At 68.3% G+C, this 15,711-nt stretch carries 20 protein-coding genes; 10 read left to right on the top strand and 10 right to left on the bottom strand.

Translation table 11 applies throughout. The features are described from left to right. Positions 1-6 precede the first annotated feature (6 nt). The 3 genes from ACO05N_RS06710 to ACO05N_RS06700 are packed head-to-tail and all read left to right on the top strand — an operon-like array spanning position 7 to position 2,773. A complete protein-coding gene (locus ACO05N_RS06710) occupies positions 7-792 on the top strand; it encodes a 3-hydroxybutyrate dehydrogenase (protein ID WP_422056388.1) in 786 nt (261 codons plus the stop codon). Continuing rightward, positions 792-1,412: a DUF4893 domain-containing protein gene (locus ACO05N_RS06705; protein ID WP_422056387.1), complete on the top strand. Its 621-nt coding sequence runs from the start codon at positions 792-794 to the stop codon at positions 1,410-1,412. Before ACO05N_RS06710 ends, ACO05N_RS06705 begins: the two co-directional genes overlap by 1 nt. Before the next feature lie 47 nt (positions 1,413-1,459). Beyond that, complete coding sequence (locus ACO05N_RS06700) at positions 1,460-2,773, top strand: amidohydrolase (RefSeq protein ID WP_422056386.1); 1,314 nt, start codon at positions 1,460-1,462, stop codon at positions 2,771-2,773. 88 nt (positions 2,774-2,861) lie between these two features. On the opposite strand, the gene ACO05N_RS06695 is transcribed toward ACO05N_RS06700, so the two are convergent. Beyond that, positions 2,862-3,098 (bottom strand): hypothetical protein, encoded by a 237-nt coding sequence (locus tag ACO05N_RS06695; RefSeq protein WP_422056385.1) that lies wholly within the window; start codon positions 3,096-3,098, stop codon positions 2,862-2,864. Between the two features lie 126 nt (positions 3,099-3,224). Further along, a complete protein-coding gene (locus tag ACO05N_RS06690; RefSeq protein WP_422056384.1) occupies positions 3,225-3,971 on the bottom strand; it encodes a Bax inhibitor-1/YccA family protein in 747 nt (248 codons plus the stop codon). A gap of 129 nt (positions 3,972-4,100) precedes the next feature. Here ACO05N_RS06690 and thpR point away from each other — a divergent pair, with 129 nt between their 5' ends. Beyond that, positions 4,101-4,640 (top strand): RNA 2',3'-cyclic phosphodiesterase, encoded by a 540-nt coding sequence (thpR, locus tag ACO05N_RS06685; protein WP_422056383.1) that lies wholly within the window; start codon positions 4,101-4,103, stop codon positions 4,638-4,640. 6 nt (positions 4,641-4,646) lie between these two features. Here thpR and ACO05N_RS06680 read toward each other — a convergent pair whose 3' ends face one another. Both ACO05N_RS06680 and ACO05N_RS06675 read right to left on the bottom strand, forming a co-directional pair. Beyond that, positions 4,647-5,249: a superoxide dismutase family protein gene (locus ACO05N_RS06680; RefSeq protein ID WP_422056382.1), complete on the bottom strand. Its 603-nt coding sequence runs from the start codon at positions 5,247-5,249 to the stop codon at positions 4,647-4,649. A 64-nt stretch (positions 5,250-5,313) separates the two neighbouring features. After that, entirely contained in the window at positions 5,314-6,207 is an 894-nt protein-coding gene (locus ACO05N_RS06675) for a tyrosine recombinase XerC (protein WP_422056381.1), read from the bottom strand. Positions 6,208-6,289: 82 nt separating this feature from the next. Between ACO05N_RS06675 and ACO05N_RS06670 the strand changes: the two genes are divergently transcribed. From ACO05N_RS06670 to gloB, 4 genes are read left to right on the top strand one after another with little or no spacing between them, the layout of a single operon-like run. Then, positions 6,290-7,012, top strand: coding sequence for an alpha/beta fold hydrolase (locus ACO05N_RS06670; protein WP_422056380.1), 723 nt, complete (start codon positions 6,290-6,292; stop codon positions 7,010-7,012). Continuing rightward, positions 7,009-7,767, top strand: a complete 759-nt coding sequence (locus ACO05N_RS06665; protein ID WP_422056379.1) for a tetratricopeptide repeat protein — start codon at positions 7,009-7,011, stop codon at positions 7,765-7,767. Before ACO05N_RS06670 ends, ACO05N_RS06665 begins: the two co-directional genes overlap by 4 nt. A gap of 53 nt (positions 7,768-7,820) precedes the next feature. After that, positions 7,821-8,285, top strand: a complete 465-nt coding sequence (locus ACO05N_RS06660; RefSeq protein WP_422056378.1) for a VOC family protein — start codon at positions 7,821-7,823, stop codon at positions 8,283-8,285. Beyond that, the gene (gene gloB, locus ACO05N_RS06655) at positions 8,285-9,016 is read left to right on the top strand and encodes a hydroxyacylglutathione hydrolase (RefSeq protein ID WP_422056377.1); all 732 of its coding nucleotides are present in this window, start codon (positions 8,285-8,287) and stop codon (positions 9,014-9,016) included. Before ACO05N_RS06660 ends, gloB begins: the two co-directional genes overlap by 1 nt. Here the strand turns inward: gloB and ACO05N_RS06650 are convergent. The 4 genes from ACO05N_RS06650 to rsmI form a co-directional block, all read right to left on the bottom strand. Continuing rightward, positions 9,013-9,615: a DedA family protein gene (locus ACO05N_RS06650; RefSeq protein WP_422056376.1), complete on the bottom strand. Its 603-nt coding sequence runs from the start codon at positions 9,613-9,615 to the stop codon at positions 9,013-9,015. The genes gloB and ACO05N_RS06650 overlap by 4 nt on opposite strands. Positions 9,616-9,648: 33 nt before the next feature. Next, complete coding sequence (gshB, locus tag ACO05N_RS06645; protein ID WP_422056375.1) at positions 9,649-10,605, bottom strand: glutathione synthase; 957 nt, start codon at positions 10,603-10,605, stop codon at positions 9,649-9,651. Positions 10,606-10,713: 108 nt separating this feature from the next. Further along, entirely contained in the window at positions 10,714-11,067 is a 354-nt protein-coding gene (locus ACO05N_RS06640) for a YraN family protein (RefSeq protein ID WP_422056374.1), read from the bottom strand. Next, positions 11,064-11,897, bottom strand: coding sequence for a 16S rRNA (cytidine(1402)-2'-O)-methyltransferase (gene rsmI / locus ACO05N_RS06635; RefSeq protein WP_300492759.1), 834 nt, complete (start codon positions 11,895-11,897; stop codon positions 11,064-11,066). Before rsmI ends, ACO05N_RS06640 begins: the two co-directional genes overlap by 4 nt. Positions 11,898-11,908: 11 nt before the next feature. On the opposite strand from rsmI, the gene ACO05N_RS06630 reads away from it, so the two are divergent. Continuing rightward, the gene (locus ACO05N_RS06630) at positions 11,909-13,108 is read left to right on the top strand and encodes a penicillin-binding protein activator (RefSeq protein ID WP_422056373.1); all 1,200 of its coding nucleotides are present in this window, start codon (positions 11,909-11,911) and stop codon (positions 13,106-13,108) included. A gap of 173 nt (positions 13,109-13,281) precedes the next feature. On the opposite strand, the gene hemW is transcribed toward ACO05N_RS06630, so the two are convergent. Continuing rightward, positions 13,282-14,421 carry a radical SAM family heme chaperone HemW gene (gene hemW / locus ACO05N_RS06625; RefSeq protein ID WP_422056372.1) on the bottom strand — a complete coding sequence of 380 codons (1,140 nt, stop codon included), beginning with the start codon at positions 14,419-14,421 and terminating at the stop codon, positions 13,282-13,284. Positions 14,422-14,460: 39 nt separating this feature from the next. On the opposite strand from hemW, the gene ACO05N_RS06620 reads away from it, so the two are divergent. Further along, positions 14,461-15,027, top strand: coding sequence for a CAP domain-containing protein (locus tag ACO05N_RS06620; protein ID WP_422056371.1), 567 nt, complete (start codon positions 14,461-14,463; stop codon positions 15,025-15,027). Here the strand turns inward: ACO05N_RS06620 and ACO05N_RS06615 are convergent. Continuing rightward, entirely contained in the window at positions 15,024-15,704 is a 681-nt protein-coding gene (locus tag ACO05N_RS06615) for a hypothetical protein (protein WP_422056370.1), read from the bottom strand. The genes ACO05N_RS06620 and ACO05N_RS06615 overlap by 4 nt on opposite strands. Positions 15,705-15,711 lie beyond the last annotated feature (7 nt).

The following is a 15,711-nucleotide window of genomic DNA, read 5'->3' as shown; positions in this document are numbered from 1 at the left end:
TATCCCATGTTCCTCAAGGGCAAGTCCGCCATCGTCACCGGCTCCACCTCGGGCATCGGCCTCGCCATCGCCAAGGCGCTGGCGGCGGAGGGCGCCAGTGTGATGATCAACGGGTTCGGCGACGCGGATGCGATCGAAACCGAGCGCGCGGGGCTTGAGGGGATCAGCGGTGCCAAGGCGCTCTACGACGCCGCCGACATGAGCAAGCCCGACGCGATCTACGCGATGGTCGAACGCTGCCACGCCGAACTCGGCGGCCCGGACATCATCGTCAACAATGCCGGCATCCAGCACGTCGCGAAGATCGAGGAATTTCCGCCCGAAAAATGGGACGCGATCATCGCGATCAACCTGTCCTCGGCCTGGCACATGATGCGCGCCGCCGTGCCGCATATGAAGGCGGCGAAATGGGGCCGCATCATCAACACCGCCTCGGCCCACAGCCTGGTCGCCAGCCCCAACAAGTCCGCATATGTCGCCGCCAAGCATGGCGTCGCGGGCCTGACCAAGACCATCGCGCTGGAAACTGCGACCGACGGCGTCACCGTCAATTGCATCTCGCCCGGCTATGTCTGGACGCCCTTGGTGGAGAACCAGATCCCCGACACGATGAAGGCGCGGGGCCTGACGCGCGAGCAGGTGATGAACGACGTTTTGCTGGCCGCCCAGCCGACCAAGGAATTCGTGCTGCCCGAACAGGTCGCCGCGCTCACCCTGTTCCTGTGCCGCGACGACGCGCGATCGATCACCGGCGCGAATTACAGCATGGACGGCGGGTGGACGGCGGCATGATGCGGCACGCGCTACTCACGCTCGTCGCAGGGTTCGCGCTCGCCGGATGCGCGCGCGACGGCCTCAGCCTGGTGGAAACCGCGCCCGAAACGCGCTGGCGCGCCGTCGCGACCGAGCCGGACCGCGAACGGCTGCGCGACTGGCGCAAGGCATGGGTTGCCGCCCTGCCCGCTGCGCGCGCCGCCGATAATGGCGCAATCGCGCGCGGGGGCGCTCTGTTCGAGCCCGATCGCGCGCTCGCCAGCGCGATGCCGCCCGCCGGCGACTATCGCTGCCGCACCTTCAAGCTCGGCGCGTACCGCCCCGACCTGCAGGCCTTTGCCGAGCGCCCGCCGGTCCGCTGTCGCGTCGGCCGCGATGGTGAGATGCCGGTCTTCGCGGTGCTGGAGGGCGAACAGCGTCCGTCGGGCACGCTCTACGCCGAAACCGACGCGCGCGTGATCTTCCTCGGCACGCTCGAACTTGGCGACGAACGCAAGGCGCTGCCCTACAGCCTTGATCGCAAGCGCGACATGGCCGGCTATATCGAACGCTTCGCCATCGGCCGGTGGCGTCTGGTGCTGCCCTCTCCCAATTTCGATTCACAGCTCGACGTGATCGAACTGGTCCCGGCGGGGTAACCCTTCTTGGCCGTTGCGTCGCTGCGGGGGCGAACTAGGGTATCCGCATGAAGACCCTTATCGCCGCCACCGCCGCGACCCTCGCGCTCGCCCTGCCCGCCGCGGCCGACAGCGTCCGCGACGCAACGACGCGCGAGCTGCCGTCGCTGATGACGCTGTACCGCGACCTCCACGCCAACCCGGAGATCAGCCTCGCCGAGGTCAGGACCGCCGCCAAGCTCGCCGCCGAAGCGCGCAAGGCCGGCTACACGGTCACCGAACAGGTCGGCGGCACGGGCGTCGTCGCGGTACTGAAGAATGGCGACGGCCCGGTCGTGCTGATCCGCGCCGATATGGATGGCCTGCCGGTGACCGAGGAAACCGGCCTGCCCTTCGCTTCGAAGGTGCGCACCCGCACGCCCGAGGGCGTCGAGAGCGGCGTCATGCACGCCTGCGCGCACGACACGCACATGACCGCCTGGGTCGGCACGTTGCGCAACCTCGCCGCGATGAAGGACCAGTGGCGCGGCACGGTGGTGATGATCGCCCAGCCCGCCGAAGAGAGCAGCGGCGGCGCAATCGCGATGCTCAACGACGGCCTCTACACCCGCTTCCCCAAGCCAACCCACGCCATCGCCTTTCACAACAGCGCCGCACTCCCCGCGGGCGTGATCGGCATCCGCGCAGGTCCGACCTTCGCCAGCGTCGATTCGGTCGACATCGTGGTGAAGGGCGTCGGCGGCCACGGCGCCTATCCCGCGACGACCAGGGACCCGATCGTGCTCGGCGCGCGCATCGTCTCCGCCTTGCAGACGCTGGTCGCGCGCGAAATCGACCCGCTCGATTCCGCTGTGGTCACGGTCGGCAGTTTCCAGGGCGGAACCCGCCACAACATCATCCCGGACCAGGCGCTGCTGCTGCTCACCGTCCGCGCCTATACGCCCGAAGTGCGCAAGCAATTGCTCGACGGCATCGCCCGCATCGCGAGGGGAGAGGCGATCGCGGCGGGGGTGCCTGAGGATCGCATGCCGGTCGTCACCGTGCGCGAACCCTTCACCCCGCCCGCCGTCAGCGATCCGGCCTTTGCGGGGCAGCTCAAGACGCTGTTCACCGCCCGCTTCGGCGCGACGCGCGTGACCGACATCGCCCCGACCATGGCGGGCGAGGATTTTGGCCGCTACCCGATCGCCGATCCGTCGGTGAAGGCCGTGATCTACTGGGTCGGCGGCGTGCCACAGGATGCGTGGGACAAGGCGCAGGCCAATGGCGGCAAGGGCCTGCCCTCGCTGCACAGCCCGAAATGGGCACCTGATGCCGAAAAGGTCATCGGCACCGCCGCCGAAGCGATGACGGCGGCAGCGCTCGATGTGATGAGGCGGTAACGTCCGTTGGCCCTGAGCCTGTCGAGGGGCCGACGCCACCGCTGTCAGTAGCCGCCCTTCGACAAACTCCGGGCAAACGGCTGTTCAGCTACTTCGCCGCATCCTTCTGCTTCGCCAGCTCGGCCTCCTTGTCGGCGTCATAGCCGGTCGAAGGCGCCGCATGGTGCGAATGGATCGGCTGGGTGCCCGAGGGCGGATCCGAGGCATCCATCGATTCGTCCAGCGCACGGTCAAGCCGCGCCTGCTTGCTCTCGGGGTTCTTCTCCAGCCGTTCCGCGATGCTCTCGTCGGTCCCGGCGTCGCCGCGCTTCTTATCGTCGTCCATCGTCTCTCTCCCATATGGGTGGACGATCAAAACGCGCGCGCCCGGCTCGGCGTTCCGCCCCCGAAACGCAGAAGGGCCCGGCCATCGCTGGCCGGGCCCTCCCGAAATCGCCATCGGCGTCGCGGATTATTCGCGGTTGCCGATCAGGCTGAGGATGAACTGGAACATGTTGATGAAGTCCAGATACAGCGTCAGCGCACCCATGATCACCGCCTTGCCGACCATGTCGGTGCCGGCGACATACTGATAGATGCTCTTGATCCGCTGCGTGTCATACGCCGTCAGACCCGCGAAGATCAGTACGCCCGCGATGCTGATGATCAGCGACAGGGTGCTCGACTGGGTGAAGATGTTGATGAGCGACGCCACGATGATGCCGATCAGGCCGACGATCAGAAAGCTGCCAAGGCCCGACAGGTCCTTCTTGGTCGTATAGCCATAGAGGCTCAGGCCCGCGAAACCCGCTGCGGCGGCAAAGAACGCCTGCGCGACCGAGGTGCCGGTGTAGCGCAGCAGCAGCGTCGAGAGCGACAGGCCCATCAGCACCGTGAACGCCCAGAACATGCCCTGCAGCGCCGGCGTCGAGAACTTGTTCTGGCCAAAGCTCATCGCGAATACGATCGCCAGCGGCGACAGAATGATCAGCCACACCAGCGGCCCGCCATTGGCGAAGACCGAATAGGCGATCGATTCGGTGCCGCCCCATGCGAACATGAGTGCGACGATGCCGCTCAGCAGCACGCCCGAAGCCATATAGTTGTAGATCGAAAGCATGTAGGACCGCAGCCCCGCATCATACGCGGCACTATCCCGCGTACCTGCGGCCGTCGCAAACGGTGCGGCGGTCGAATGGGGGTCAGACCAGTTCGCCATCTCAAACTCCTTTGCCCGGCGGTCTCTGAATATCGGCCGCCCGGATGTTACCGAATATCATGCTTTGCCTGGCGAGATTCAAGGAAAACCGGAATCGCCGCCTCTGACGAAGTCGGTTAATGCCCGCCCATGCACCGTCTGTTCGTCGCATTGCGCCCGCCTGCCCCGATTCGCGACCTGCTCATCGACGTGATGGACGGGGTGGAAGATGCACGCTGGCAGGACGATGATCAGCTCCACATCACCCTGCGCTTCATCGGCACGGTCGATTCGCACACTGGCGAGAATGTTGCAGCCGCGCTCTCCGCGATCCGCGCAGGGCTTCCCCCGCTGCGCATCGCCGGGTGCGGGACGTTCGAGACAAAGGGGCGCCCCAACGCGCTTTGGGCCGGGGTCGCGCCGCGCGATCCGCTGGCGGCGCTGCACAGGAAGATCGACCGTGCGCTGATCGCCATCGGTCTGGAGCCCGAACACCGTGCCTATATCCCGCACGTGACCCTGGCGCGGCTCGCGGGATCGGCGGGACCGGTCGACGCCTTCCTCGCCCGCCACGCCGCGCTGACCAGCCCTGAGTTCGCCGTCAGCCACATGACGCTGTACGAGAGCCACCTCGGCCATGGCGGGGCAAGCTACGAGCCGGTCGCGCGCTTTGCGCTGACCGGCTCGTAAAGGCAGTTATCCCGCCGCGAACACACCGCACGCGACGCGATCGCCGCTATCGCCCGACGGATCGGTCTTCTGGTCGTCCTTGCCCGCATGCACCACGAATGCCGAGCCATCGGCATCGAGCAGCTGCGCCATCGTTCCCGACCGCAGCGTAAAGGTCAGCGTGCCGGTACCGTCGTCGGCGACGTTCAGGTTGGGCATGTCGCCGGCATGGGCGCCCTGCGGATTGTCGAGCCCGTGCTGGGTCGATGCCGGATTCCAGTGGCCGCCCGCGGTGGTAAAGGCCGGTGCGTCGCACTTGCCGGTCATATGGACATGCACGCCATGTTCGCCGGGGGTGATCCCGGTGACCGAGACGGTGACCGCCAGCCCTTCGGCGGTGGTCGTCGCCACCGCGCTGCCCGCGGCGCTGCCATCGGCCTTGGCGAGCGTTGCGGTCGCGCTTTCGGCGGCGACACTGCCATTGTCCATCGGCATGGCATCGTTGCCCATCATCGCGTCATTGCCCATCATCATGGCGTCGTTCGCAGGCATGGCAGTGTTAGTCGTCTCTGCGCCACCGCAAGCAGCGGTCAGCATCAGCGCGGCAATCGCGCAGCTGGTCCGGATCATCTCATCTCTCCTGTTCTGAAGGCCCGCGACCCCAATGGCCGAGCGGGGGAAAGGGTTCCGCATGTCACGCCCGCGGATGGGCGTTGCGATAGACGTCGAGCAGATGCGCAGCGTCCACCGCGGTGTAGATTTGCGTCGAACTCAGGCTGGCATGGCCGAGCAGCTCCTGCAAGGCGCGCAGATCCGCCCCGCGCCCCAGCAGATGCGTGGCAAAGCTGTGGCGCAGCGCATGCGGCGTCGTCCGCTCGGGCAGGCCCAGCTGCACCCGTGCCTTGCGCACCGCCCGCCGCACCAGCGCCGGATCGAGCGGCCCGCCCCGCGCCCCGCGAAACAGCGGCGCGCCCGGCGCGGTGCCATACGGACAGAGCCGCACATACTCCTCCACCGCCGCGCGCACCTGCGGCAACAGCGGCACGATCCGCGTCTTGTCGCGCTTGCCCGTGACCCGCAGCGTTTCGCCCAGCGGCAGCGCAGCACCAGTCAACGCCATCGCCTCCCCGATCCGCAGCCCCGCGCCATAGAGCAGCAGCAGCACCGCCAGATCGCGCGCCGCGATCCACGGTTCGCGCGCATCGTCCGCCACTTCCTCCGCCAGCGCGACCGCCTCATCGGGAGAAACTGGGCGCGGCACGCCCTTGCGCACGCGCGGCCCCCGCAGCCGGGGCAGCTCGGCGTCCTCCCCGCCCGCAAAGGCGAGGAACGCCCGCACCGCCGACAGCTCCCGCGCGGCGCTGGCATTGCCGATCCCGTCAGTGCGCCGCTGCGCCAGATAGGCGCGCAGGTCGGCCGCGCTCACCCGGCCCAGCGTTGCCCGATCGACCGCCCCGCCCCAATGCCCCGACAGGAACGCGATCAACCGCGCCGCCGTCGCTTCATAAGCCCGCACCGTATGCACCGACCGCCGACGATCCCGCGCCAGATGCGCGCCGAAGAGGAGGGGCAATGGCGTGTCGTCCATCGTTCGACCATATCCCAATTATCCCCCCTCGCCAGGGGGAGGATGAATTGGTCAGCGCTCCAAAATCCCCTAAACACCCTCCATGATCAACGCCAACGGCCACCGCCTCGCCTTTCACCACAGCCCCGGCACCGGTCCGACGATCGTGTTCCTCCCCGGCTATGCCTCCGACATGAGCGGGAGCAAGGCGGTCGCACTCGAAGCCTGGGCACAATCCACCGGCCGCGCCTTTCTGCGCTTCGACTATGCCGGCTGCGGCGAGAGCGAGGGCGCGTTCGCGGATCAGACGCTGGCCGGCTGGCGCGACGACGTGCTGCTGCTGATCGACCGCCTGATCGAAGGACCCGTGCTTCTCGTCGGATCGTCGATGGGCGGGTGGATCATGCTGCTGGTGGCCCAGGCCCGGCCCGATCGCGTCGCCGCCCTGGTCGGCATCGCCGCCGCCCCCGACTTCACCGACTGGGGCTTCACAGAGGCGCAGAAGATGACGCTGCTCAACGAAGGCCGCCTCGAACAGCCGTCCGACTATTCGCCCGAACCCACCGTCACCACCCGTGCCTTCTGGTCCTCGGGCGAAGCCAACCGGCTGATGCATGGCCCGATCGACCTGTCCATCCCCACCCGGCTGATCCACGGCCAGCGCGACCCCGATGTGCCGTGGGAGCGCAGCGTCACCCTCGCCGGCCTGCTCCGTTCAGACGATGTGCAGACACTTCTCGTCAAGGACGGCGACCACCGCCTGTCGCGCTCGCAGGACATCGCCCTGATCCTGCGCACCCTTGAGGATCTCGTCCCCACGCCATGATGCTCCTGCTCCTCGCCGCCGCCGCCCAGAGTGTCACGCCGCCCGCCCCCGTCGGCCCGCCCTCGCCCGAGGAACAGCGCTGGGAACGCTGCGTCGAGCTTGCGGTCGACGAACCCGCCGCCGGAATTGCCGAGGCCAATCGCTGGCGCATGGCGGGCGGGCGCTTCTTCGCCGAACAATGCCGCGGCATGGCCTATGCCCGGCAACAGCGCTGGGTCAGCGCGGGCGGCGCGTTCGAAACCGCCGCGCGCGAAGCCGAAGTCGCGCGCGACCGTCGTGCATCCAAATATTGGGCACAGGCCGGCAATGCCTGGCTTGCCGCCGGTGAGGCCGCCAAGGCGCGCGCCGCACTCGACGCTGCGCTCGCCACCGGCACGCTGGAGGGGCTGGAGCGCGGCGAGGCGCATCTTGACCGCGCCCGCGCGCTGGTCGCATCGGGCGACCTCGGCGGCGCGCGCGGCGACCTCGACAAGGCACTGGTCCACGCCGCCAAAGACCCGATGGCGTGGCTGCTTTCCGCCAATCTCGCGCGCCGCACCGGCAATATCCCGCTTGCGCGCGAGCATATCGCCAAGGCGGTTGAGATGGCCGGCGACGACGCCTCGGTCCAGCTCGAGGCGGGCAATATCGCCGCCGTCGCCCGCGACGAAGCCGGGGCCAGGGCCGCATGGACCCGCGCGGCGCAGCTTTCGCCCGACGGCCCGATCGGCGCTTCAGCACGCGCTGCGCTGGAACAATTTAAGGCCGAACAATAGACTCCCGGCGATCCCTTCCTATCTCTGGCTCGAACCAGCGACAGGGACTCCCGATGCACTATCTCCACACCATGATCCGGGTGACCGACCCGGACGCCTCGATCCGCTTCTTCGAACTGCTCGGGCTCAAGGAAACCCGGCGGATGGAAAGCGAGAAGGGCCGCTTCACGCTGATCTTCCTCGCTGCGCCGGGCGACATCGCCGCCGACACGTCCGAGGCCGATGGCCGCCCGCGCGCCGAGGTGGAACTTACCTATAACTGGCCGCCCGAGGATGGCAGCCCGGCGGAAACCTACACCGGCGGCCGCAATTTCGGGCACCTCGCCTATCGCGTCGAGAATATCTACGAAACCTGTCAGCGGCTGATGGACGCCGGCGTCACGATCAACCGCCCCCCGCGCGACGGCCATATGGCGTTCGTGCGCAGCCCCGACGGCATCTCGGTCGAGCTGCTGCAGGACGGCCATCTCGAACCCGCCGAACCCTGGGCGTCGATGCCGAACACCGGGGCCTGGTAATGGCAATCGAGGTCGTCCGCATCCCCGCGCTCAGCGACAATTACATCTGGCTCGCGCATGACGCCGCGTCAGGGGAGACGATCGTCGTCGACCCCGCCGTGGCGGAACCCGTGCTGGAGGCTGCCGCAGCGCGCGGCTGGACGATCTCGGCGATCTGGAACACCCACTGGCACCCCGATCACACCGGCGGAAATGCCGCGATCAAGGCCGCGACCGGCTGCACCATCATCGCCCCGGCCGCCGAGGCCGCAAAGATCCCGACCGCCGACCGGCTGGTGGCCGAAGGCGACACGGTCATGCTCGGCGACTTCGCGGCGCAGGTGATCGACGTCCCCGCCCACACCGCCGGCCATATCGCGTACCACCTCCCCGAGGCCGAGATCGTCTTCGTCGGCGATACGCTGTTCGCGATGGGCTGCGGCCGCCTGTTCGAAGGAACGGCGGCGCAGATGTTCGCGAACATGCAGCGCCTCGCCGCGCTGCCCGGCGACACGACCGTCTATTGCGCGCACGAATATACCCAGTCGAACGGCCGCTACGCGCTGGTCGCCGAACCGGACAATCACGCGCTGGTCGCGCGGATGGCCGAAGTCGATGCGATGCGCGCGCAGGGCCTGCCCACCGTGCCGACGACCATCGCGCTCGAACGCGCGACCAACCCCTTCATGCGCGCTGAATCGGTCGAGGAACTGGCCGAACGCCGCGCGGCGAAGGACAGCTTCCGGGGTTAGCCCACCCGCCGTTTCCACGTCACCACGCGATAGGCCCACACCACGACGACCGCAGCCGTCGTGAGAATTGCGACCGGCCCGACATAGACCTGCAGCTCCTCGAACCGCGACCCCAGCAGCAGTCCGGCATAGGCCAGCACCGCGTTCCAGATCGCGCTGCCGACAAACGTTGCGAGCAGGAAGCGCGGCATGCCCATCTTCGCCATCCCGGCGGGCAGCGAGATCATCGTGCGGAACGTCGGCAGGAAGCGGAAGAAGAACACTACCCACAGCCCGTGCCGGTTGAAAAAGCGGTTGAGCTGCTCGACCTCGTCCCAGGTCAGCGTCAGCCAGCGCCCATAGCGATCGACGAACGGCTTCAGCCGCGCGATCCCGATCCAGCGCCCGATGCCGTACCACACCATATTGCCCGCCGTGGTGCCGAGCGTCGCGACGATCAGCAGCGGGGTCATGTCCATGTCGCCGCGCGCAACGGCCATCCCGCCGAAGCCCATGATGACCTCGGACGGTATCGGCGGAAACACATTCTCGAGCGTCATCAGGATGAAAATCCCGACATATCCGCCCCAGGCGATCAGGTTCAGAATGAATTCGGTCATAAGGGACGCCAAACGCTAATCAGGGAAAAAGGATCAGCCGCGCGCAGCGACGCGGCGCTCGATCGCATCCCAGATCATGGCGGCGGTGTCGGTCCCGTTGAACCGGTCGATCGCGACGATGCCGGTCGGCGACGTCACGTTAATTTCGGTCAGCCACTCGCCGCCGATCACGTCGATCCCGACAAAGATCAACCCGCGCCGCTTGAGTTCCGGTGCCAGCGCCGCGCAGATCTCCTGCTCCTTCGCGGTCAGCTCGGTCTTCGCCGCGGTCCCGCCGACCGCCAGGTTCGACCGGATCTCGCCTTCGCCAGGCACGCGGTTGACCGCGCCCGCCACCTCGCCATCGACCAGCACGATGCGCTTGTCGCCCTTCGCCACATCGGGAAGGAACGCCTGCACCATGTGCGGCTCGCGGTACGCGGTGTTGAACACCTCGATCAGCGACGACAGGTTCGCACCATTACCGTCGATCTTGAAGATCGCCTTGCCGCCATTGCCGTGCAGCGGCTTGACCACGATCGCGCCGTGCTTCGCCAGGAACGCCTTCGCCTCGTCATAGTCGCGCGTGATCAGCGTCGGCGGCATGAAGCGCGCATAATCGAGCACCCAGACCTTCTCGGGCGCATTGCGCACGCTGGCCGGATCGTTGACCACCAATGTCCGGTCGGCGATCCGCTCGAGCAGATGCGTCGCGGTGATATAGCCAAGGTCGAACGGCGGATCCTGCCGCATCAGCACGACATCGGCGTCCTCGCCCAGATCCAGCGACACCGGATCACCGAACTCGAAATGATTGCCCGCGACGCGCTGCACCGTCACCGGATGCGCCTTGGCCCACACCCGGCCATCGGCATAGTTCAACGCCTCGGGCGAATAATGGAACAACCGATGCCCGCGCGCCTGCGCCGACAGCATCAGCGCAAAGGTCGAATCGCCCGCGATATTGATCGAATCGAGCGGGTCCATCTGCACGGCGACGGTGAGGGGCATTGCGACTCCTTCCAAGTCCGTCACCCCAGCGAAAGCTGGGGTCTCATGCGGCTTGAGACCCCAGCTTTCGCTGGGGTGACGGCGAAGTAGGGTGCCTGAAGCCGATTGTCACCCGATCCACGCATTCTCGATGTGCCGGGGCCGCACGCCGGGCGCGAGCAGCAGCACATCGACCCGGATATCCTCGCCATTCGCTGCATAGCGCGGCATCAGATACTCCGCCGCCGCCGCAACCCGCGCCAGCCGCCGCTCATCGATCGCGAAATCGAGCTCGGCGGCGGACTTGCGCGCCTTCACCTCGACAAACGCGACCAGCCTGCCCCGCTTGGCGACCAGATCGACCTCTCCGGCAGGCGTCCGCACCCGCCGATCGAGAATCCGCCACCCCCGCAACCGCAAATACCACGCCGCGCGCGTCTCCCCGTCGCGGCCCGATTGCTCGGCGGCGCGACGGTCTCTCACCCTTTCAGTTCCATCGCGCGCGCATACAGCGCCTTGCGGTCCAGCCCCAGCCGCTTGGCGACCTCGCCCGCCGCCTTCGACACCGGCAGCCGCGTCAGCGCCTCCGCCAGCGCCGCATCGGCATCCTCCGCGCTCGCCGGTGCCGCCTCGCCCGGCGGGGCGACCACCACGACGATCTCGCCCTTCGGCCCACCCTCGGCGTAGCGCGCCGACAGCTCGGTCAGCGATCCGGTCACGCATTCCTCGAACTTCTTGGTGATCTCGCGCGCCACCGCCGCCTCGCGATCCCCCAGCCCTTCGGCCAGCGCCGCCAGCGCCGCCGACAGGCGCGGCCCGCTTTCATAGAACACCAATGTCGCGCGTACGCCCGCCACCTCGGCGATGGCCTCGGCCCGCGCCTGCTGCTTGCTTGGCAGGAACCCCATGAACAGGAACCGGTCGGTCGGCAGCCCGGCCAGCGTCAGCGCCGCAATCCCCGCGCACGGACCGGGTATCGTCACCACCGCATGCCCCGCCGCGCGCGCATCGCGCACCAGCTTGTAGCCGGGGTCGGAAATCAGCGGCGTCCCCGCGTCCGACACCAAAGCCACCGCCTGTGTCGCCATTCGCGCCACCAGACCCGGCCGCACCGCCTCCGCATTATGGTCGTGATACGGCGTCATCGGCCGCTTTGCGCCCAAGTGACGGAACAGTCCCGCTGTCACACGCGAGTCCTCGACCGCAACCACATCGGCGTTCAGGAGTATTTCAGACGCACGGGGAGACAGATCGCCGAGATTGCCGATCGGCGTCGCGACGATGTAGAGGCCGGGCTCGAGAACAGAAGTCATTGGGGAACGTCATGGCAGAGGCAGCAGCGAAACGCCAACCGGGCATGTCGCGGATCATTCGGGGAATCGTGATCGGCGCGGCGCTTGCGCTGTCCGCCTGCGTCCGCCCCTCCGGCCCGCCGCCCGAGCCGGTGCGCCCCGGTCCGACCCAGCCGGTCCGCCCGACCACCCCGCCGCCGGTCCGGCCCGGCCTTCCCGAAGCCGATACGCAGCGGCACCGCGTCGCGCTGCTCGTGCCGCTGTCGGGCACCAATGCCGGGATCGGCCGCAGCCTCGCCAACGCGACCCAGCTTGCGATCCTCGATCTCAAGGCGGACAATGTCCGCATCACAACCTATGACACCGCGCTCGGCGCGACCGCCGCGGCGACCCGCGCGCTGGCGGACGGCAACAAGCTGATCCTGGGGCCTTTGCTTGCCGAAGACGCCCGCGCCATCGCCCCCCTCGCGCGCCGCGCCGGGGTGCCGGTGCTCAGCTTCTCGAACGACACCGGCGTCGCCGGCAACGGCACCTATGTGATGGGCTATACCCCCGCGCAGTCGATCGAGCGCGTGGTCGACTATGCCCGGCGGAGCGGCGTCACCGAATTCGCCGGCCTGATGCCGACCGGTCTCTATGGCGAGCGCGCCAGCACCGCCTTCCTGCGCGCGGTCGAGGGTGCGGGCGGCAAGGTCACCGCGCTCGAAACCTATAATCGCGGTGCGCCTGCGATGAACGCCGCGATCGCCCGCCTCGCGCGCTCGCCGTTCCAGGCGGTGCTGATCGCCGACAGCGCGAGCGGCGCGGTCACCGCCGTCCCCGGCATCCGTCGCGCCAACGCCAATGCGAAGGTGCTCGGCACCGAATTGTGGAACAGCGATTCGGCCGTCGGCGGCATGACCGTGCTCAATGGCAGCTGGTTCGCCAGCGTCTCGGACACGCTCTACCGCACCTATGCAAACAAGTATCGCGCCCGCTTCGGCGCGGCGCCCTATCGCCTGTCGACGCTTGGCTATGACGCGGTGCTGCTGACGGTGCGAATCGCGCGCGACTGGCGCCCGGGCGACAATTTCCCGACCGGTCGCCTCAGCGATGAAGGCGGCTTCGGCGGCATCGACGGCGCGTTCCGCTTCGGCCGCGACGGCGTCGCCGAACGCGCGCTGGAAGTGCAGGAGATTCGCGGCGGCACTACCGTGACCGTCTCCCCCGCCCCCCAGGGCTTCGGGCGGTAATCCAAAAAATCCTCCCCCAGCTTGCTGGGGGAGGGGGACCGCCGCCAAAGGCGGTGGTGGAGGGGCGGCCGCGGAGACGGCCGTAAACGGCTCGGCAAAATTCCGCCCTCTACGGGGCGGCCCCTCCGTCATCGCTGCGCGATGCCACCTCCCCCAGCGAGCTGGGGGAGGAGCTACAGGACCACCTCGCGCAAGATCCCCTCCAGCACCGGCATCCCCGCGTCCGTCACCCGCAGCCGATCGCCTGCGCGCACGATCAACCCGTGCGCCGCCAGCCGCTCCACCGCCGCCAGATCGACATGGCCTGCCCCGATCCGCCCGAGATCGACCCCCTCGGCCAGCCTCAGCCCCATTACCAGCGCCTCGGTCGCGCGCTCGGCTGCGGTGAGCGCAACCTCCTCCTGCGTCCCATGTCCGTTGCGTGCCACCGCGTTCAGCCAGTTCTCCGGCTTCTTGTGCCGCACCGTCGCATGCCCGGTCCGCCGCCCATGCGCCCCCGGCCCGACCCCGGCATAATCGGTGTAGCGCCAGTAGCTGAGGTTATGCCGACTCTCCGCCCCGTGCCGCGCATGGTTCGACACCTCGTACAGCGGCAGCCCCGCCGCGCTGGTCAGCGCCTGCGTCACGTCCCACAGATCCGCCGCCGCATCGGCATCCGGGATCACCAGATCGCCCTTCGCCGCCAGCGTCGCAAAGCGCGTCCCCGGCTCGATCGTCAGCTGGTACAGCGACAGGTGCTCGGTCCCGAAGCTCAGCGCGCAGGTCAGCTCCGCCTCCCAATCCGCTACCGATTGCCCCGGCCGCGCATAGATCAGGTCGAAACTCACCCGCCCGAAATGCCGCTGCGCCGTCGCCAGCGCCCCCAGCCCCTCGGCCACGCCATGCGCCCGCCCCAGAAACGCCAGCGCTGCATCGTCCAGCGCCTGCAGACCCAGCGACACGCGATTGACCCCCGCAGCCGCCAGATCGGCAAAGCGCGCCGCCTCCACCGATGACGGATTGGCCTCCAGCGTCACTTCCAGATCGCCCTGCGGCGTCCATGCCGCCACCGCTGCGTCGATCAGCGCCGCCACGGTCTCGGGCGGCATCAGCGACGGCGTGCCACCCCCGAAAAAGATCGACCCCAGCCGCCGCCCGGGCAGCAGCGCTGCCTCATGCGCGAGGTCGGCGAGCAGCGCCTTGCGCCACGCATCCTGGTCCACCACCTCGCGGACATGGCTGTTGAAATCGCAATAGGGGCATTTGGACACGCAGAACGGCCAGTGGACGTAAAGCGCCAGCGGGGCCGCAGCGATCGGTTCGGAACCATTCATGTTGCGCGCGCTATGCGCGGAAACGAGGTTTTCCGAAAGATGCTGCTCCTCCCGCTCCTGATCCTGGCCGCTTGTTCGCCGCAGAACGAAGTCCCAAAGGCCGACGCGCCCAGGGAATTTGTCGAGCGCCGCGACTCGCTGACCCCCGCCCCGCGCGGCGCCGATCGCCTGCGCACCGCGATGCTCGACGCGCACAACGCCGCCCGCGCCGCGGTCAAGGTGCCGCCGCTGACCTGGGACAATGCCCTCGCCCGCGACGCCGCCGCCTATGCCCGCGTCCTTGCGCGCAGCGGCAGGTTCGAGCACGCGCAACAGCCACGCGGCCCCGCCGCTCAGGGCGAAAATCTCTGGAAAGGCACGCGCAGCGCCTATCGCTACGAAGAAATGGCGGGACATTGGGTCGCCGAGAAACGCGACTATCTCAACCGCCCGATCCCGCACATCAGCGCCACCGGCCGCTTCGTCGATGCCGGTCACTACGCCCAGATCGTCTGGTCGCGCACCACCCGCGTCGGCTGTGCCCTCGCCAGCAACGCGCGGGAGGACGTGCTCGTCTGCCGCTACGCCCCCGCCGGCAATGTGATGGGACAGGTGGCGTTGCCCTAACCGACCTTATCCCTCCGGGGAGATGCCGACCGCGCCTTCATCCGCTCCACCCGCGCGAACGACTTCTCCTCGCGCCCGAACAGATAATAATTCGGCTTCCGCCCCGCCGCCTCATCCGCCTCCAGCCGCCGCTCCAGCTTGCCGACGCCGAAACTGCCTTTCATGCAGCACACGCACCCGCACGGCGCCGTCCCGTTCGCGCCGGGCATGTAGCGCCAGCCCGTAACCTGCGGCAGCATCTTGAAGCGCAGGATTTCGCTCCGCGCGATCGGACGCGCAATCGTCACCTGAAACCCCTCGGGCGAAGACGGCAGCGCCCGCCCGCGCTGCACTGCCTTCGACGCCTTGTCCGCCGCCCGGGCCGCAGCCGGGTCGCGCTGCTCGGCGGCGAGCATCAGCGCCACCGCCTCGGCTGCGCGCATCGTCACCGGGGTGCCGTTATAGTGCGACACCTCGACCATCTCGTCATCGGGGATGCGGAAATAGACCCCCGCGATCGTCCCCCCGCCCATCCGCCGCAACTCGCGCAGCCATTGATGCGCGATGTTGAACTCGCGCGTGACCGGCAGCGCATAAATATGGTCGGGCCGCCATCCATCCCGCTTCACGAACGCGATTCCCCCGCGCCGGATGCCGGGCAGGTTGCGATGGCTGGTCAGGTGGACAAAGGTCGCCATGCCCCCT

This window comes from Sphingomonas sp. (assembly GCF_965227385.1).
Lineage (GTDB): Bacteria > Pseudomonadota > Alphaproteobacteria > Sphingomonadales > Sphingomonadaceae > Sphingomonas.
Note: the sequence above shows the minus strand (reverse complement) of the source record. Positions and strands in the feature narration are given on the sequence as shown.

What these genes read in the sequence shown, in the direction of transcription:
- ACO05N_RS06630 (WP_422056373.1), top strand. Translation starts at nt 11,909, where the DNA reads ATGGCAGAGGCAGCAGCGAAACGCCAACCGGGCATGTCGCGGATCATT.
- thpR (WP_422056383.1), top strand. Translation starts at nt 4,101, where the DNA reads ATGCACCGTCTGTTCGTCGCATTGCGCCCGCCTGCCCCGATTCGCGAC.
- ACO05N_RS06620 (WP_422056371.1), top strand. Translation starts at nt 14,461, where the DNA reads ATGCTGCTCCTCCCGCTCCTGATCCTGGCCGCTTGTTCGCCGCAGAAC.
- ACO05N_RS06705 (WP_422056387.1), top strand. Translation starts at nt 792, where the DNA reads ATGCGGCACGCGCTACTCACGCTCGTCGCAGGGTTCGCGCTCGCCGGA.
- gshB (WP_422056375.1), bottom strand. Translation starts at nt 10,605, where the DNA reads ATGCCCCTCACCGTCGCCGTGCAGATGGACCCGCTCGATTCGATCAAT.
- hemW (WP_422056372.1), bottom strand. Translation starts at nt 14,421, where the DNA reads ATGAATGGTTCCGAACCGATCGCTGCGGCCCCGCTGGCGCTTTACGTC.
- ACO05N_RS06695 (WP_422056385.1), bottom strand. Translation starts at nt 3,098, where the DNA reads ATGGACGACGATAAGAAGCGCGGCGACGCCGGGACCGACGAGAGCATC.
- rsmI (WP_300492759.1), bottom strand. Translation starts at nt 11,897, where the DNA reads ATGACTTCTGTTCTCGAGCCCGGCCTCTACATCGTCGCGACGCCGATC.
- ACO05N_RS06700 (WP_422056386.1), top strand. Translation starts at nt 1,460, where the DNA reads ATGAAGACCCTTATCGCCGCCACCGCCGCGACCCTCGCGCTCGCCCTG.
- ACO05N_RS06615 (WP_422056370.1), bottom strand. Translation starts at nt 15,704, where the DNA reads ATGGCGACCTTTGTCCACCTGACCAGCCATCGCAACCTGCCCGGCATC.
- ACO05N_RS06670 (WP_422056380.1), top strand. Translation starts at nt 6,290, where the DNA reads ATGATCAACGCCAACGGCCACCGCCTCGCCTTTCACCACAGCCCCGGC.
- ACO05N_RS06680 (WP_422056382.1), bottom strand. Translation starts at nt 5,249, where the DNA reads ATGATCCGGACCAGCTGCGCGATTGCCGCGCTGATGCTGACCGCTGCT.
- ACO05N_RS06650 (WP_422056376.1), bottom strand. Translation starts at nt 9,615, where the DNA reads ATGACCGAATTCATTCTGAACCTGATCGCCTGGGGCGGATATGTCGGG.
- ACO05N_RS06710 (WP_422056388.1), top strand. Translation starts at nt 7, where the DNA reads ATGTTCCTCAAGGGCAAGTCCGCCATCGTCACCGGCTCCACCTCGGGC.
- ACO05N_RS06675 (WP_422056381.1), bottom strand. Translation starts at nt 6,207, where the DNA reads ATGGACGACACGCCATTGCCCCTCCTCTTCGGCGCGCATCTGGCGCGG.
- ACO05N_RS06690 (WP_422056384.1), bottom strand. Translation starts at nt 3,971, where the DNA reads ATGGCGAACTGGTCTGACCCCCATTCGACCGCCGCACCGTTTGCGACG.
- ACO05N_RS06660 (WP_422056378.1), top strand. Translation starts at nt 7,821, where the DNA reads ATGCACTATCTCCACACCATGATCCGGGTGACCGACCCGGACGCCTCG.
- ACO05N_RS06665 (WP_422056379.1), top strand. Translation starts at nt 7,009, where the DNA reads ATGATGCTCCTGCTCCTCGCCGCCGCCGCCCAGAGTGTCACGCCGCCC.
- gloB (WP_422056377.1), top strand. Translation starts at nt 8,285, where the DNA reads ATGGCAATCGAGGTCGTCCGCATCCCCGCGCTCAGCGACAATTACATC.